The following is a 16,361-nucleotide window of genomic DNA, read 5'->3' on the forward strand; positions in this document are numbered from 1 at the left end:
AATAAAAAGAAAAATGTATAGAAAAGTTATACAAGATTATGCTTTTGTATGGGGATTTGTAGCACATTTACAATTTTTTATAAAAGTACAATCTTATTTTCGTTATGTGAAAAGATCTTTGAGTTATAGTCATAAATTAAAAAAATATTTTGATTTTATTGAGTAATTTGATAAATGTTCTTTTTTTAAAAAACTTAAACAGTTTATTGTTCTTTCATTTAAAACGCCTGAATATAATGAAATACCCAGAGGATAAAAGGGGGAGTTTTTCATATGACTTTAAATTTAACAAACACTGTTTTTAATTTTTTAAAGAAAAACCCGACGAAAAAGTTTACAGCTCGAGAAATTGCTCAATGGATATTTGAAAATTACCCAGAGAAATGCCGCCAAAAACAAAAGCATTCAACGGCGATAATCAATCCCCTTAATAGTGATGCTGCTCTTATTCAGCAAATTGTTGCTGAAATAGGATCGCAGCGCCCTCAATTACAAAAGCGTTATTCAGAAATTAAAACCACTGAAGGACGACCGCGACAATATTATTTTACTAAACAAACAGATAGTGCTGAAATTGACGCAATAGAGGACAATGCAAAGAGTAGAACAGAAGGTAGCTCTGTTAAAGAGCATGATCTTTATCCGTTATTATCTAAATTTTTATGGTCAGAGCTTGCAGTTTATAGCAAGCGCATTAATGAGAAATGTTCTCGTAATAAACATGGTGCAGGCGGAAATAAATGGCTTTATCCAGATCTCGTAGGGATGCAAGATTTAAGCAAGGAATGGAATCGTGAAATCAAAGACTGTGTTTTGCAATATTTTGATAAAAAGACAAAGCTTTGGTCTTTTGAAGTAAAAATTCTCATCAATCGTTCAAATTTACGAAAAGCATTTTTTCAAACAGTTAGTAATTCTTCATGGGCTAATTTGAGTTATTTAGTAGCTAGTGAAATTGAAGGAGTTGATACATTAAAAGAGCTTCGGATGCTTTCAAGTTTGCATGGAATTGGATTTATAAGACTTAATAAGGAAAACTCTTCCGAGAGTGAGATATTAATTCCTGCCAAAGAACGTAGTGATATTGACTGGGATACTGCTAATAGATTAGTGGAGGAAAACAAAGATTTTCTTGATTATATTAAGCTCATTCGTCAATTTTATCAAACTGGTGAGATGCGTCCTCTAGATTGGGATCATATGTATCTATGAGGGGTATTTTAAAAAAGACTCCATTGTTTAAAAGCCCTTTTTTCAGGGTGATGAAAAATTACTCTAACTATTTTGTTTGACTTATTATATTGATATTGTATCAATTAAATTTTTTTCGCGTACCTCATGAGTGGGGGAAGAGTAAAAATTCTGTTTTAGGCCTGTTCTATTTTGTGCATTGGGCATGATTCCATTAGATACTAGACTTAATGACTATAATTTATTACAAATTTGCTACTTTAGAGAGTGAAATTCGACTTTTTTGCTTTGTTTATATCAAGCATTAAAAATATTACTTTCTCATATTGAAGTCTTCTTACGGAGAATTTACACTACTATTTCTTTAATTTCTACTGCTGTTCATTTTGAATATTATTAAGTTTTTTATTATCCGAAGTAAACATTCAAAATATTAATTTTATAAAATATTCACAAAGTTTACTCAATTTCTTGAAATAGATTTAAAAAATAAATTTTTCTCACATCTTATAGTAAAGGGGTGTACTATCACAGTTTGCCACAATACTCTCTTTATTTTTCAATAATACCGCACGCTAAACGTGCACCACCTCCGCCAAGCGGTAATGGTTTATCTGATTGATTATCAGCCCCTAAATGAATGACTAAAGAGCGCCCTTTAATTTCAGAGATTTTTTTTAATCGTGGAGCAAGAACGCTCATTATGGCATATCCGTGCTTATCAACATAAAGTGCTGGTAAATCACCAAGATGACCATTGATATTATAAGGTCCTAAATGTTTTCCGGTATGTTCCGGATCATAATGTCCACCTGCGCTTCCACCAATTATGCCATCTTTTGTATCACATGAAGGATTCACATGTACATGAAAACCATGCATCCCTTCTGATAAAGTAGATAAATTAGGGATGAAAATCAAACCGTATGTGTTTTCTTCAATTTTAATGCTACCAATAGCCTTTTTGAAATTGTTATCTTCTAATTTATAAATATTTACTTTTGTTGATAGTGCTAATACAGAATTTTTATGAATTAAAAATGCCATAAAAAACAATAATGATAATAATATTTTTTTCATAAAATACCTTTATACTTATTTTTAAATAGATTATTATCTATAATTAATAATCTATACTAATAATATATTATATAAGTGTCTTAAATTGAACTTTAACAAAAATAATTTAAATAGAAATATTAGTTATTAGAAAGAGCAAATAAATTAAAGTATGTTTATATATATATTTCTAAACATAACTTTCATTTTTTGATCTATAAAAAATGTAGCTTCCATAGACTGATAATTATATCTCGCTTACATTTCTTCAAGAGATGCTTTAAAAAATCTACTTTTTTGATGTGTAATAAAGAATTAAGCAAACAGTTTTAATAAGTTAGATGTTATTTCATTTATAATATGATAATCGTTTCATCAAAAAAAAGAACATATAATTTGTTGATGATTTAATTGTTTTCATAGAAAAAATGACGAGAGACTTCCCATAAAATACAGCATATACCGACACTTCCTCCCATTCCTGATCCTATCAGTGCTCCTATTATTATTCCGGCAGAAAGTGCTACTCCTATACCCATTGCGATAACTGGACCAAATCCTGGAAGAGCAATATAACCATAAGCTGAAAGAATTGCCGCGATAGCTCCTGATATGCTTCCATTTAAACCGCCAATGAAAGCAAATTCTTTAATAGAATGGCAGCACTTTTTTAAATTTTTTTTCTTACGGCTGTAAAAAGAAACGTTGCTGTAAGTTTTAAAATCAATCATATTCTTTTCTTTCATTTTGAATGCTAACTGTTCCTGAATAGTCAACGGATACGAAAAAATGGGACTTTTTAAATTTTACTAAAGCACGCCAGATGCCATTGTCATCTAAACGCAATCGTTTAATATTCTCAAAACCATTTTGCATAAGACAATTTTTAACTTGTGAAGCAGTAAATGAGTTCTGACCTATTTTAGTGACATTTTGAGTAGAGCTATAGGTAAAGGTTTGACAATAAGGAAGGTGAAAAACTTCACTTATTGAAGTAGTGACTATCAACGAGACACATACAATCATTATAAAAAAAGTACTTAATTTCAAAAATTTATTTAGTGTCATCTTGTTACCATTTGTTAAAACAACACTTCATTAACCTCTGTGTTACTAACAGGTTCCAAAGATGATTTTATTTTTAATATTATACTTAATAATAAAAAGATTTTAAAATCCATTGATTAAATAAAACTGTTTTTTATTATTTATTTTCTTATTAAAATTAATATTATAAAATAACTCTTTAAAAACGGTATTATTTTTCATTTTCTTTATAGTGCAAAATTTAACAGATGTGATTTAGCAAGATATCTTTACAATTTAAGCTTTAGTCTATAATTAAGTTTTATCTTATTTCATATCAATATGCTAAATATATATAATAATTTTTTCTTTCCTAGAAAGAACAAAGATATTTTTTGCATCAGTAATATGATATGATTGCAAAATGCAATTTATTATTTTTTTATTTTACGTTATTGTCCATTATTGTTCAGTAGGGCTGTTTTGATGATTTTGTTGGAGATATTTGCATAATTTCCTTGAATCCATAACCCGGATACATTCCTTCGCGCATAAATAAATTACGTAATGGTGGGAAACTATGTAACAAACCAAGCCCAATGCTTCGTATGATATGAACAGGCAACATATGAGAAAGTAGAGCAGAGTTCAGTGTATGAACAGCTCCACTTCGGATTAATATATCTGGTTTGCGACATTTGTTATAATGTGCAACAATCATTTCAGAGTTAGAATTGGATATTTTATTAGGTAAAATATCAATTAAAGTTTGGACATCACGGAATCCTAAATTCAATCCTTGTGCCCCAATAGGGGGGAAAACATGAGCGGCTTCACCGACTAAAATTGTTCGATTAGCAGCAAAATGACGAGAAAGAAGTCCGAAAAGCGGCCATGCTTGAATTGATGTTTCTAAGCTTAGCTTTCCAAGCATTGATTGCATTTTGTTTTCGATCATTTTTGCAATTGTTTTTGGTTCTGTATTCAATAATTCTTCAGCACGGGAAGGATGAACAACCCATACAAGACTAGATCTTCGTCCTGGTAGTGGAACCTGTGTAAATGGACCGTGTTCTGTATGAAATTCGGTTGATGTATTTTGATGAGAAAACTCATGAGAAAAGTTGAGAACAAGTGCTTTTTGTGGATAATTCCACTGTTTGACACTTATCCCTGCTGCGGCACGTGTAAGAGAGTGACGTCCATCAGCTGCAATAACAAGTGGTGCTTGAATGACTCTACAATCAGCAAGAGTAATACATACATGTTTTTTTGTGTGATGAACAGATTTGGCTGCAGAAACAAATCTTGTAATATTAGGCGTATGTGTAACAGCATCGACTAAAGCACTGTTCAATTTTACATTAGGTATATTATAGCCAAAAGCTTTTTCACCAATTTCAGCAGAAGAAAAATGCACCGTAGGAGCATGCACAATTCTAGAAGTTATATCTATAATTCTCATGGAAGATAAAGCTGCTGCATGTTTTTGAAGATTATCCCAAATATTGAGTTTTTGAAGCATGCGTATTGCAGGCATCATAAGAGCAGTTGTCCGTAACTCATCTGTATGAGCAGGGGGCCCAACAAGAAAAACAGAAAGCCCCTCATGTGCAAGACTCAGCGCCGCTAACATTCCGACAGGGCCTGCACCAATAACAGCAATATCTTTATGCTCTTCCTTTTCAAATATCACAATGACTTGAACCTTTCTCCATTGAGAAAATATTTTAACATTTCCAAATGATCGCTCTCTTTTTATTATATGAAGCTCTTCTATTATAGTATGTAATAAATAATGCGATATAAAAAAGTAACCTTTTTATGATTTTTTAAAATGCTGAGTTATATCATCGGTAAAAAATGGCGTATTGATAGATGGTTGAAGACTTTAAAAACGAGGATAAGAAAAACTTGAAACGTAAACTAACAAAGAAAATCAAAACAAATGCTAAATTATTACGCCATAAAAAAGTAACAATGCCACAAGCAAAGGCCTTTTCTGTTCATTTACTAACAGCTTCGGGATCATTTTTAGCGTTTCTTTCTCTTATATCAGCCTCTCAAAAAGAATGGACAGCTATGTTCTGTTGGCTTGGGCTTGCTCTTCTCGTTGATGGTATAGATGGACCAATTGCACGTAAACTTGATGTTAAATACGTTCTTCCAACATGGTCTGGAGAGCTGTTAGATAATATTATTGATTACGTGACTTATGTCTTAATTCCTGCCTTTGCACTCTATCAAAGTGGTTTTATGGGGGTAGGGTTATCATTTTCATTGAGTGCAATTATTGTTATTTCATCTGCTATTTATTATGCAGATACTAGTATGAAAACCAAAGAAAATTTTTTTAAAGGATTTCCTGTTGTTTGGAATATGATGATTTTTACGCTTTTTGTCGTCAGACCAGGAGAGTGGATTACTTTTATCATTATTGTTTTATCGGCGATTATATCTTTTTTGCCAATTTATTTTATTCATCCAGTAAGAGTCCTTCGTTTACGTAGGGTTAATTTTCCCATTTTTCTCTTATGGTGTTTTTTTGGTATTTCTGCCTTCTTTTATCAACTAGAGGCTCCCTATTGGGTTAAAATAGGAATTTCGGTAACAGGAATTTATATATATTGTATTGGTGCAATCATGCAAATATTTCCTCAACTTGGGGCAAAAAATATAAAAAAAACAATGAAATAGTTGTTTTAAGAAGGGTGTGAGATGCAAATTAATTTTGGAGCAGATGATGATATTTCTTTTACGAAAGAAGGGCGAGCTGGTATTATAAAGCTCACACGTCCTTCAGCATTAAATGCTCTTAATCAACGAATGGTTTCAGCTTTAAAAAAAGCTCTCAGAATATGGGAAACAGATGATAATGTTTCTTGTGTCTTAATTGAAGGGGAGGGGCGTGCTTTTTGTGCTGGTGGAGATGTTGTAGAAATCTATCATATGGGGAAAAGTGTTGCTGCTTGTCAATACTTTAGGGATGAATATAGCTTAAATGCTTATATTAAACATTTTTCAAAGCCCTACATTGCTTTCTTAAACGGTATTTGGATGGGAGGAGGGGTCGGTATTTCTCTCTATGGTTCGCATCGAATTGTTACAGAAAATACAGTTTTTGCTATGCCAGAAGGTGCGATTGGATTTTTCCCAGATGTAGGTGCAAGTTTTTTCTTACCATCTCTTCCCAATCATTTTGGCATCTATCTTGCATTAACGGGCGCACGCATAAAGTGGGGAGATTGCTTAAATTTAGGATTAGCAACACACGCCGTTGCTGAAACTGAATTCGATATGATTAGAAAAGCTGTTATTGAGCAAGGAGATCCTACTTTAGCTTTAAACGAGCGAGCAATTACAAAAGACTATGAAACAAGTTATGAAATACGTTGTATTATTAACAGTTGTTTTAGTGCCCATAGCTTAGAAGAATGTCTTGAGTTACTACATAAAAAAAGCAATGAAGATGTTTTATTTGCTAAAGAATGTTATGATATTTTGCAGTCACGTTCTCCGACAAGTTTAAAAGTTATCTGGAAACAAATGAAACAAAATTCATCTCAAACGTTGGAAGATTGTATGAAAATTGAAAACCGCATAGCGCATCATATGATTCATTCACATGATTTTTATGAAGGTATACGTGCTATGTTAATCGATAAGGATAAAAGACCTCAATGGCAGCCAGATAAATTTTCAAATGTGACAGATGAAATGGTAGATTCTTACTTCCAACCTGTTGAACAAGAGTTATTATTGTGAAAAATAATTCTCACAAACAGATTTCAAAAATCAATTTAATCTATAACTGTTACTTACGGTTTTTGGCACTTATTTGCTTAGTTCTAGGTATTTGTTATTGGATACGCCTTGTTGGTGTTTTTCCAGGTATTCTATGGCGTTTTGATCTTATGCCTTGGCAGTGGCAATTTGCATCAGTTATATTGGCTATTCTCTATCCTATTGCCTTAGTTGGACTTTGGATGTATTCACTATGGGGCATCATTGTGTGGTGTATTGCAGCATTGATTGAAGCAATAACAATGTATTATTCCGATTTTATTTATCAGCCATTTGTACCATTATTTCATGGAATATTGTTTTTAGCTTTTATAGCACTACAAATTGTGATGATTTTTTTTAAAAGAGTAAAAAATAAAAAACATTGTGATTGAAATTTTCGAGCCAGAATAACAGGCTCGATTTTCAATCTTAGCTAACTTAAGTAGCTCATTTTAAAGATTCGTTCTTCAAAGCGCTGATGCTAGATATACTTCTTCTATAAAGTTCCATAATATATATTATGCGATAATATGATGCAGAAGATAAATCCTTTATCCAAAAAGAAAACCCTACTTTAAAACATCATCATAATATTTATATCATACAATTTACTTTTAAAATAAAATTTGGTCTTTAAGGTATATTCCTTAAAGACCCAAAATAGTGATAACGAAATTACGTATAATAAAATAAGGAAAATTATTGCATTATTTTACAACGTTTCATACGTGCAAGATCACTCAAAACAGCATTACGATTGTTTAAAGCCGAAATTTCATTACTTTCACTGGATTTAGTATCCATAAAAAACAAAGCAGGTACAAATACAACACTTGCCGCTGCTAAAGCCACGTTTTTATTTCTTGCTTTAGAACGCTCTGCAATTGTATCATTAATCTGACGTTTATTAGCAAAAAACTCCCGTTGAATATCGGCACAACTCATTGATCCGTCATGTAATGTTGTCGTTGCAATATTTTTTTCTAAACGCCCCCCACATGCTGTTAAGGAAACCGCTAAAACCACAATACATACACCCCGCTTAAAATTCTTATACATAAAAGCCTCATTTTTGACATAAAAAACACTAAATATGTCAAAAATGAAATAAAATAAAGGATAAATTTAAAAGTATTTTATTTAACTTAAAATATTGCGCATAATAAGCTTATGCATCTGTTTCAAAAGTAAGACCTTGATATGCAGGTTTTACATAGGATGGAACGTAATTTATAACCTTATTGTAATCCAGCGATCTGTCCATATGTGTGAGTATTGCTTGTTTTGGCTTTAAATATTCTATCCACTGTAATGCTTGATCAACAGAAAAATGACTCGGATGGGATTTAAATTGAAGAGCTTCAATGATGAGAACATCCAAATCCATTAATTTGGATAAAGTTTTTTCAGGAAATTTACTAACATCCGTACAATAGGCAACATTCCCAATCCGAAAACCTAAGGAATGAATGTTTCCGTGGTGTTGTAAATGTGTATTGACGCTTATTTCTCCGCCCTGCCCCTGAATAATAAATTGGCTATCTTCATTGATAAGATGCTCTTTTAAAATGGGAGAATAAGATGAATCTTTTGGAGTTTGAAAACAATATCCGAAAGCACTTTTGAGATGCTCTAGTGTAAATCTGTCGGCATAGATATCTATTAAACATTTTTGTGCAAGTGCATAGCTGCGTAAATCATCAATACCGTGGATATGGTCTGCATGAGAATGCGTGTAAAGAGCAGCATCAAGATGGCTTACACGCGCATCGATCATTTGTGAGCGAAAATCTGGACCTGTATCAATAACGATCGTTGTTTTGCCTCCTGAAGGTTTAATACGTTCAACTAATAAAGAACTTCTGTAGCGTTTATTTTTAGGGTTATTCGGATCACATGTTCCCCAATCACCATTAGGTCTTGGCACTCCTGGAGAAGGACCACAACCTAATATTGTAAATCGGTATTGATCACACATATCTTTTGCCTTATTTCATTTTGCTAAATAAACGAAAAGCATTACGCGTTGTTATTTGAGCTGTTTCTTCAATGCTTAAGCCAATTGTTTCAGCCAAAACAGCTGCTGTATAACATACAAAAGATGGTTCATTTGTTTTGCCCCGATGGGGACTAGGTGCTAAAAATGGAGCATCTGTTTCCACTAACAAATGCTCATGGGGCACAATTTTTGCTATTTCACGGATTTCAAATGCGTTTTTAAAAGTAAGAATACCTGAAAAAGAAATATAACCACCAAGTTCAATTCCAGCACGAGCAAGTTGCATTCCAGACGAATAACAATGAAGGATAAAGGGAAAAGCTCCTTCTTTTGTCTGTTCACGTAATATTTTCTCCATATCGATATCGGCATTGCGTGAATGTATAACAAGAGGAATCTGTGTTTCTCGAGAAGCAATGATATGTTCATGAAAAACTTTCTTTTGCTCTTCTGGAGTAGAATAATCATAATGATAATCAAGCCCCCCTTCCCCAAACGCAACAATTTTAGGGTGATTCGAGAGCTGTATAAGCTCTTCCGCTGTAATATTTTGTTCTTCATGCGCATGATTGGGGTGTGTTCCAACGGAACAAAAGACTTGATCATAGCTTTGCGCAATGGCTAACAGCTTATCTAACTTATAAACATGGGTTGAAATTGTTATCATACGTTTAACGTCAGCATCTAAAGCCCGTTGGATAACATTATCCAAATCTTGTGAAAAATCTTCAAAATCAAGATGACAATGTGTATCAATCAACATGATGAGTATCTTCTTTCTTCAAGATATAACGAGGAAAAATTGGTTCTGGTGGTGGAAGATCAAGCCCTTCTTGAATTTTTGAATGACTTATATGATACAATAACCGATCATCTTCAGCAACCGCAAGGCTATCAAGAAGTTTCGCTGCTGATTGGGGTATGAAAGGCAAAAGCATAATTCCTATTCTCCGCAAGATTTCTACAGTTATATAAAGAACTGTAGAAAATCGCTCTCGATCATTTTTACGTAAACTCCAAGGTTGTTCGTTGGCAAAATAGCGATTGGCATCTGCTACAATTGAAAAAATAGCTGAAAGTGCTAAATGCATACTATAAGAAGACATAGCTTGGTGTACAGTTTCAAGTACTTGAAGAGATTGTTCTAAAAGCTGTTTATCTTGAGCTGAAAATGAAGCTGGTTTCGGGACTTGTGCATTACAATTTTTGGCAATCATAGACAAACAGCGCTGTGCTAAATTACCAAGATCATTAGCAAGATCAGCATTAATACGGTTCACAAGGCTTTCATGACTATAACTACCATCTTGTCCGAATGGCACTTCACGGAGAAGGAAATAACGGACCTGATCAAGACCATAGTGTTCAACCATTTCAAAAGGATCAACGACATTTCCAATAGATTTTGACATTTTTGCACCACGATTAAGTAAAAAACCATGTGCAAAAATATTTTTAGGCAATTCAATTCCAGCAGACATTAAAAATGCCGGCCAATAGACTGCATGAAAACGAATAATATCCTTACCAATAATATGCGTATTTGCAGGCCAAAAATCACGTTTTTTTGAATTTTCATTGAAAAAACCTATTGCTGATAGATAATTTGTAAGCGCATCAACCCAGACATACATCACGTGCTTTGGATTCTCAGGAACAGCAATTCCCCAGTTAAAACTTGCGCGTGAAATAGAGATATCTTTTAAACCTGATTTGATAAAACTTATAATTTCATTACGCCGCTCAAATGGAGCAATAAAATCAGGATGTTTTTCATAATATTCAAGAAGAGCCTTTTCATAATGAGAAAGTCTAAAAAAATAACTTTCTTCTTCATTCCATTCAACTGGAGAGCCTAATTCCTTCTCACGACGGATGTTGTCTGGTCCAACTTCCGTATCTTTTTCTTCATAATAGGCTTCTTGGCGAACCGAATACCACCCCGTATAACGACCGAGATAAATATCGCCATTTGCTTCCATCTTTTTCCAAATTTCTTGACAAGCTTGATAATGGCGTTCTTCTGTCGTACGGATAAAATCATCGTTAGAACAATTTAATACTGCAAGCATTTTTTGAAACACCGCACTATTATGATCTGCAAGCTGCTGAGGTGTCATGCCTAATGCAGCTGCGGTTTGTTGCATCTTGAGACCATGCTCATCTGTACCAGAAAGAAAAAATACATTTTTTCCGTTTAACCGTTGAAAGCGGGCTAAAACATCGCTTGCAATTGCACTATAAGCATGTCCAATATGTGGAGCACCATTAGGATAAAAAATGGGAGTTGTTATGTAATATGTGTCACGCATGTCATACTCGTTGTAAAACGCTATAAATAAAAGATATTATGACATAACGTTTGTTTATCGCATTGTCACGGAAAAACTAATCCTCATGAATGATCTTATGAACTTTAAAAAGCAAGTTAATAACAAACTGCTTTTTATCGAGATTAAACAGTTGTATTTCCTCTATTTCTTGATGAATCTCCCGCCATTTTTCCGCATATTTTTTTGAGAGAAATAAGTCTCCCTTTTCAACGAGCATGATAGCTTTTTTTTGAATTTTATTAAGAATTTCATCACAAAATTGTTGAAATTGGAATGTAGAAGAAACAGATGAAAATGTTTGTGCAAGAGTATGTACAATCATTGCGTTACAAACAGGTTTCTCTAGGAGAGCATCAATTGTTTTAATAATTTCAAAACCGCCATGGCAAACAAGTAAAGCAGCTTTTCGAGGACTTCCTTTAGATTTTTCAATAATCATTTCAATTGTTTTCTCATCAGGTAAATCCTGATTGGCGAAAATATGTGTAATAACTTTTTTCATTTCATCGTTATTCAAGGGACGAAAAGAGATTTTTTGACACCGTGAATGGATTGTTGGAAGCAATTTGCCAGAAGAATGCGCGATAATAACAAATAACGTTTTTGTAGGTGGTTCTTCAAGTATTTTAAGAATTGCATTTGCTGCATTTCTATTCATATCATCTGCAGAATCAACAATAACTATACGCCATCCATTTTCTTGTGATGTTCGGCTTAAAAAATGCATAATATCACGGATATCATCAACGAGTATTCCTGTTTTAAACTTTTGCGTTTTCACATCAAATCGACGTGAAATATACAAAAGACCAGGGTGACTTCCTTGTGTAATTTGGCGCCATGGGGTAGAATAAGGATCGGGTTTCAAGAAAGCACTCTGTTGAAAACTTAAAATGTTCCAAGCAAGATGAAAGGCTAATGTAGCCTTTCCAATCCCATATTCTCCTTCAAATAATAATGCATGATGTAAACGCTCTTCTTTAAGCATTTGTGTCAAAAAATGACGCACATCCTCATGACCAAAGATAACATTGTTCTGGGATGGTGATAAAATTGTATCAATATCATCATATTGGCGTAAGGTATTTACATTACTCATGAAAGCTGATCCAACAATACCTGATGACAAATATTTTTTATTTGATGAGCAATGGCTTCCACTGAGCCAGTGGCATCAATAACTCGAAATCTATGGGGTTCCTGTTTGGCCAATTGAAGAAAAGCCTGACGCCTTTGTTCTTGAATTTCCAACAGATCTTTTTCAAAATAATCAATTTCTTCTGTTTTTTTTCTTCGCAAATTTGCACGCTTCATACCACACATTGCAGGCATATCTAATAAAAATGTTAAATGAGGCAAAATACCATTGAGCGCAATACACTCTAAAACAGAAAGAAGAGAAGAACTGACGGTATCATTGAGTCCTTGATAAACGCGTGTAGAATCAATAAAGCGGTCACATAAAACGATTTTACCTTTTTGCAAAGAAGGTGCGATAACCTCAGTAACATGGTCGACACGTGCAGCTGTAAACAAAACAGCTTCAATCAACGGTCCATACTGTCGCGTCTGCCCCGACAACAAAATATGCCGGATTGCTTCTGCTCCTGGTGTTCCTCCTGGTTCTCGTGTTGTGACAACATCATAACCTTGGTGTGAGAGAGACTCAGCAAGTAAAGAAATCTGCACCGTTTTCCCTACCCCGTCCCCTCCTTCGAATGTAATAAAATAACCTGACACGTATGATCTTAACCTTATTAGCGCGTAACTATAAATATTTTCGTAACCATCCAATTGTTATTTCATAGAATGCATTTTTTACTTTTGCAAAGAAACTTCCTTCCTGAACATTCATTCCGGCAAAAACTGGTTTTTCCAGAAGAACCTTTTTATCTTCTAAAATTTGAATAACGCCAACTGATTGCCCAGAAACGATGGGAGCTTTCAATGGACCATGATATTTAATTTTTGCTTTAACATTTACTTTTTTTTCATTCGAAAGCATAAAACTTATTGGTGTTTTAACAATGAGTGGAACAAAACTTTGTTTACCACCATAAACAGAAGCACGACCAACCGTTTCTTCTTTTGTAAAAATCGTTTTGAGATCAAAAGCCGTCATTCCCCATTGAAGAATGCGTTCTATTTCTTTTGTATATTTTTTACCATCTTGCAAACCATTGATTGCTAAAAAAAGACGTCGATGATTTTTAGAAATGGTGGCAACCATTGAAAAACCTTCTTTTTCACTGTAGCCAAAACCAAATCCTTCTACACCAATTTCCTTAGAAATAAGAGGATTTTTATTACGTTGAAAAATATTATTCCATGTAAAATGAGGCTCACAATAAAGTGCATAATAGTCCGGATATTCCTGAACAATATGACGTGCTAATATAATCATATCACGCACAGTTACAAATTGTCCCTCTTCGGGTAACCCTGTTGCATTAACAAAATGACTCTGAGATAACCCGATTATTTTTGCGCGCTGATTCATCAGTTTTACAAAATGATCTTCATGTCCTGATATTCCTTCAGCAAGAATAATAGCAGCATCATTTCCATTCACAATAATTAAACCACGTAAAAGATCAGAAACACTGATTTCTGTCTTTATCTTTGCAAACATAGTGGTTGTACCGGAAGGTGCTCCACCTTTGCGCCAAGCATTTTCACTGACCTTGAATTTCTGCGTACTCTTTAACAGTCCCTCCTTTAAGTGATGAAATACGACTTCCACTGTCATCAATTTTGCTAATGAAGCAGGAAAAAAAGGAATATCACTTTGTTTTTCATAAAGTATTGTCTCTGTATCATCATCGAGTAATAACAATTGTGAAGCAGAAATTTGAAAATCTTCTGCTTTCCCCCACGTGACAAATACCAATACCCCCCATAAGGTCAATAAGATCCTTAATATTGTGTACATAGCTGCTCCTCCCATCCCAAAGATCAACATAAAGAATCTTATATAGGAAAAAACTTTTTTATTTCCGCAAATTGAGGAATTATTGATAACTCAAGAAAAGATTTTATTTTTATTCAGCGTTAGCAAAAGTAAAATGATGCACTTCTTATCTTCCACCTAGATTCAATTTTATGTTTTAAAGCATGAGAGACAAAAATTTTTTTTATTTGTTGTTTTATATTGATAGTAGATTGATTTATTATGATAAATTATAATCTTTTAACGTGGATCTGATTCAAAATACTGTAAGATTCTTTCGTTATATTTCCTCTCATATTGAATTCAATAAAATCGCTTGCTTACGCATCATAAGTAGGGTTCGTATATAGATAAAAATTATTAAAAAAGAGAGTAAAAATACTTCTTATCAACCTCTCAAGTGTTAAGAATTATCGCATAAAACATTGGGGCTTGCAAAGTGTATGACGGTGTCGGTTTATATCTTCATAAGTGTGAAGATGGTGATATCTAAAGGCGTTACAGTTATGCCATTCACAGGCGCTGTCGTAAAATAGACCTGTAGCGTGTTGAAGTATGTCTCTTTTAAATAAGTTCGTGAATTGGCAATGTAAGCGTATTTTGTTTGAGACGCTCTGTTTTTCGTGAGAGAACTTACTCCATTAAAGAACATGATAAACAAAAGCATGAGGTAATATATAATCTCTTCATAAGATATTACCGTGGATACTTTGGAAAATTGCAAAGCCGAATCAAAAGAAAATATTTTTTTACTTGTTAAGCTTTTTATTCCTCTCAAATCGATTGTACAGTTGTTTTGGAGATTACACAAACAGACTGATACAATAATCTACCTTCGTCTAGCAAAAGCTATTACAGTAAGAAAAGTACGCGCTTTATTAAGCAAGCAATATCATAAAACGACGAATAGACCAGCAATGGAGTAGAAAGGCCGTACTGAATTTATAATAATAGCACCCCACCACGCTTTTTGAAAAGGACAACGCGCTTTAAGATGAAAATCTTACACTAAATCCGTAAGTTCTTACCTTTTTTACTAGAAAATTATATAGATAAAAAATCAATGCATTTTTTCTTAAAACAGTTGTAGCCAATTGACCTTTGTTTTTTTGTTTAGCTTATTTATAGAAGCAACTTGATCAAATGGTATCGGCTTATCAACCATGATAGGACCAATTTCTGGCAATTTAACTGCAACAGTTTTATTACGTTGTTCTTGTTCAACAGCAGCTGCTTTAGCTAATTCTTTTTTGTTTCCTGTATTGCGCTGCTCTTTTAACAAAACAGTTTCTCTTTTTTTCGCAATATTTTCCGACGCTAATGAATATGGGGCAGCATTTCCAGGAGTATAAGAGGACATTAAATATGCACCATCATAATAGCCAACAGGTGCTTCAGCAATATATTCTACTTTAACATCTGCAACCCCCCTATCTACATACCCCAGTATTGTCGCAGCTTGCCTTGATAAATCAATGATTCTGTCTTTCATAAAAGGTCCGCGATCATTCACTCTAACAACGATTGAAGATCCATTTTTCAAATTAGTGACACGAGCATAGCTAGGTAAAGGCATTGTAGGATGAGCAGCAGTCAAAAGATTCATGTCATAAATTTCACCGTTGGCAGTTAAACGTCCATGAAAATCTGAACCATACCATGATGCTTCGCCAACACGTTTATAAGTTGGATCACTTTGAGGATAATACCACTTTCCTTTTATTTGATAAGGTTTACCAACAATCGCTCGTCCACGCTTTTTTTCTTCCGATTGATTCTTCTTATTGGAGACTTGTTGAGGTAGTACAGAAGTGTTTACGTTAATTGGTTTATTATGATAGGAATCTTTTATTGAAAAATTCATAGTTTGGCTTGCGCAACAAGATACCAGTGACTGAGAAATGACGATCATAGAAAACAATTGAAGTGTTGGTTTAATCATAAAAGTAAATTTCTTTTTTCTATTTGAAGGCATCTATTCAGTCCACTTATTTCTGTTAAGTACTACTGTAAAAAC

At 33.6% G+C, this 16,361-nt stretch carries 17 protein-coding genes; 5 read left to right on the forward strand and 12 right to left on the reverse strand.

Annotated features, from left to right (window positions below):
* Nucleotides 1-273 precede the first annotated feature (273 nt).
* Nucleotides 274-1,212, forward strand: coding sequence for a COG2958 family protein (locus ACFIK0_RS03360; RefSeq protein WP_375663485.1), 939 nt, complete (start codon nt 274-276; stop codon nt 1,210-1,212).
* A 531-nt stretch (nt 1,213-1,743) separates the two neighbouring features.
* On the opposite strand, the gene sodC is transcribed toward ACFIK0_RS03360, so the two are convergent.
* From sodC to ACFIK0_RS03380, 4 genes are all read right to left on the reverse strand, one after another.
* A complete protein-coding gene (gene sodC, locus ACFIK0_RS03365) occupies nt 1,744-2,271 on the reverse strand; it encodes a superoxide dismutase [Cu-Zn] SodC (protein ID WP_375663486.1) in 528 nt (175 codons plus the stop codon).
* Nucleotides 2,272-2,657: 386 nt separating this feature from the next.
* Nucleotides 2,658-2,996, reverse strand: coding sequence for a hypothetical protein (locus ACFIK0_RS03370; protein WP_375663487.1), 339 nt, complete (start codon nt 2,994-2,996; stop codon nt 2,658-2,660).
* Entirely contained in the window at nt 2,974-3,318 is a 345-nt protein-coding gene (locus ACFIK0_RS03375) for a hypothetical protein (protein ID WP_273791056.1), read from the reverse strand. Before ACFIK0_RS03375 ends, ACFIK0_RS03370 begins: the two co-directional genes overlap by 23 nt.
* A gap of 427 nt (nt 3,319-3,745) precedes the next feature.
* Nucleotides 3,746-4,972 (reverse strand): UbiH/UbiF family hydroxylase, encoded by a 1,227-nt coding sequence (locus tag ACFIK0_RS03380; RefSeq protein WP_375637628.1) that lies wholly within the window; start codon nt 4,970-4,972, stop codon nt 3,746-3,748.
* Between the two features lie 182 nt (nt 4,973-5,154).
* On the opposite strand from ACFIK0_RS03380, the gene pcsA reads away from it, so the two are divergent.
* Genes pcsA through ACFIK0_RS03395 form a run of 3 tightly spaced genes read left to right on the forward strand, consistent with a single transcriptional unit; the run spans nt 5,155 to nt 7,454 of the window.
* Entirely contained in the window at nt 5,155-5,973 is an 819-nt protein-coding gene (gene pcsA / locus ACFIK0_RS03385; protein WP_273791054.1) for a phosphatidylcholine synthase, read from the forward strand.
* 21 nt (nt 5,974-5,994) lie between these two features.
* Complete coding sequence (locus ACFIK0_RS03390) at nt 5,995-7,041, forward strand: enoyl-CoA hydratase/isomerase family protein (protein ID WP_375663488.1); 1,047 nt, start codon at nt 5,995-5,997, stop codon at nt 7,039-7,041.
* Complete coding sequence (locus tag ACFIK0_RS03395) at nt 7,038-7,454, forward strand: DUF6163 family protein (RefSeq protein WP_273791052.1); 417 nt, start codon at nt 7,038-7,040, stop codon at nt 7,452-7,454. Before ACFIK0_RS03390 ends, ACFIK0_RS03395 begins: the two co-directional genes overlap by 4 nt.
* 307 nt (nt 7,455-7,761) lie before the next feature.
* On the opposite strand, the gene ACFIK0_RS03400 is transcribed toward ACFIK0_RS03395, so the two are convergent.
* The 7 genes from ACFIK0_RS03400 to ACFIK0_RS03430 all read right to left on the reverse strand — a co-directional run bounded on the left by ACFIK0_RS03400 (nt 7,762) and on the right by ACFIK0_RS03430 (nt 14,326).
* Nucleotides 7,762-8,121, reverse strand: a complete 360-nt coding sequence (locus ACFIK0_RS03400; protein WP_375613428.1) for a hypothetical protein — start codon at nt 8,119-8,121, stop codon at nt 7,762-7,764.
* A gap of 109 nt (nt 8,122-8,230) precedes the next feature.
* Nucleotides 8,231-9,040 (reverse strand): MBL fold metallo-hydrolase, encoded by an 810-nt coding sequence (locus ACFIK0_RS03405; RefSeq protein ID WP_375631133.1) that lies wholly within the window; start codon nt 9,038-9,040, stop codon nt 8,231-8,233.
* Between the two features lie 10 nt (nt 9,041-9,050).
* Nucleotides 9,051-9,824, reverse strand: a complete 774-nt coding sequence (locus ACFIK0_RS03410; RefSeq protein ID WP_273791049.1) for a TatD family hydrolase — start codon at nt 9,822-9,824, stop codon at nt 9,051-9,053.
* Complete coding sequence (gene metG / locus ACFIK0_RS03415; RefSeq protein ID WP_375663489.1) at nt 9,814-11,373, reverse strand: methionine--tRNA ligase; 1,560 nt, start codon at nt 11,371-11,373, stop codon at nt 9,814-9,816. The genes ACFIK0_RS03410 and metG overlap by 11 nt, the downstream gene beginning before the upstream one ends.
* 76 nt (nt 11,374-11,449) lie before the next feature.
* A complete protein-coding gene (locus tag ACFIK0_RS03420; RefSeq protein ID WP_375611915.1) occupies nt 11,450-12,493 on the reverse strand; it encodes a DNA polymerase III subunit delta' in 1,044 nt (347 codons plus the stop codon).
* The gene (tmk, locus tag ACFIK0_RS03425; protein WP_375663490.1) at nt 12,490-13,134 is read right to left on the reverse strand and encodes a dTMP kinase; all 645 of its coding nucleotides are present in this window, start codon (nt 13,132-13,134) and stop codon (nt 12,490-12,492) included. The genes ACFIK0_RS03420 and tmk overlap by 4 nt, the downstream gene beginning before the upstream one ends.
* Before the next feature lie 28 nt (nt 13,135-13,162).
* The gene (locus ACFIK0_RS03430; protein ID WP_375654471.1) at nt 13,163-14,326 is read right to left on the reverse strand and encodes a D-alanyl-D-alanine carboxypeptidase family protein; all 1,164 of its coding nucleotides are present in this window, start codon (nt 14,324-14,326) and stop codon (nt 13,163-13,165) included.
* Between the two features lie 719 nt (nt 14,327-15,045).
* On the opposite strand from ACFIK0_RS03430, the gene ACFIK0_RS03435 reads away from it, so the two are divergent.
* Nucleotides 15,046-15,270, forward strand: coding sequence for a hypothetical protein (locus ACFIK0_RS03435; protein WP_273791044.1), 225 nt, complete (start codon nt 15,046-15,048; stop codon nt 15,268-15,270).
* Nucleotides 15,271-15,419: 149 nt separating this feature from the next.
* On the opposite strand, the gene ACFIK0_RS03440 is transcribed toward ACFIK0_RS03435, so the two are convergent.
* Nucleotides 15,420-16,319, reverse strand: coding sequence for a septal ring lytic transglycosylase RlpA family protein (locus ACFIK0_RS03440; RefSeq protein WP_375631127.1), 900 nt, complete (start codon nt 16,317-16,319; stop codon nt 15,420-15,422).
* Nucleotides 16,320-16,361: the final 42 nt, after the last annotated feature.

This window comes from Bartonella sp. CL63NXGY (assembly GCF_042194905.1).
Lineage (GTDB): Bacteria > Pseudomonadota > Alphaproteobacteria > Rhizobiales > Rhizobiaceae > Bartonella.

What these genes read in the sequence shown, in the direction of transcription:
- ACFIK0_RS03360 (WP_375663485.1), top strand. Translation starts at nt 274, where the DNA reads ATGACTTTAAATTTAACAAACACTGTTTTTAATTTTTTAAAGAAAAAC.
- sodC (WP_375663486.1), bottom strand. Translation starts at nt 2,271, where the DNA reads ATGAAAAAAATATTATTATCATTATTGTTTTTTATGGCATTTTTAATT.
- ACFIK0_RS03370 (WP_375663487.1), bottom strand. Translation starts at nt 2,996, where the DNA reads ATGAAAGAAAAGAATATGATTGATTTTAAAACTTACAGCAACGTTTCT.
- ACFIK0_RS03375 (WP_273791056.1), bottom strand. Translation starts at nt 3,318, where the DNA reads ATGACACTAAATAAATTTTTGAAATTAAGTACTTTTTTTATAATGATT.
- pcsA (WP_273791054.1), top strand. Translation starts at nt 5,155, where the DNA reads ATGGTTGAAGACTTTAAAAACGAGGATAAGAAAAACTTGAAACGTAAA.
- ACFIK0_RS03390 (WP_375663488.1), top strand. Translation starts at nt 5,995, where the DNA reads ATGCAAATTAATTTTGGAGCAGATGATGATATTTCTTTTACGAAAGAA.
- ACFIK0_RS03400 (WP_375613428.1), bottom strand. Translation starts at nt 8,121, where the DNA reads ATGTATAAGAATTTTAAGCGGGGTGTATGTATTGTGGTTTTAGCGGTT.
- ACFIK0_RS03405 (WP_375631133.1), bottom strand. Translation starts at nt 9,040, where the DNA reads ATGTGTGATCAATACCGATTTACAATATTAGGTTGTGGTCCTTCTCCA.
- ACFIK0_RS03410 (WP_273791049.1), bottom strand. Translation starts at nt 9,824, where the DNA reads ATGTTGATTGATACACATTGTCATCTTGATTTTGAAGATTTTTCACAA.
- metG (WP_375663489.1), bottom strand. Translation starts at nt 11,373, where the DNA reads ATGCGTGACACATATTACATAACAACTCCCATTTTTTATCCTAATGGT.
- ACFIK0_RS03420 (WP_375611915.1), bottom strand. Translation starts at nt 12,493, where the DNA reads ATGAGTAATGTAAATACCTTACGCCAATATGATGATATTGATACAATT.
- ACFIK0_RS03430 (WP_375654471.1), bottom strand. Translation starts at nt 14,326, where the DNA reads ATGTACACAATATTAAGGATCTTATTGACCTTATGGGGGGTATTGGTA.
- ACFIK0_RS03440 (WP_375631127.1), bottom strand. Translation starts at nt 16,319, where the DNA reads ATGCCTTCAAATAGAAAAAAGAAATTTACTTTTATGATTAAACCAACA.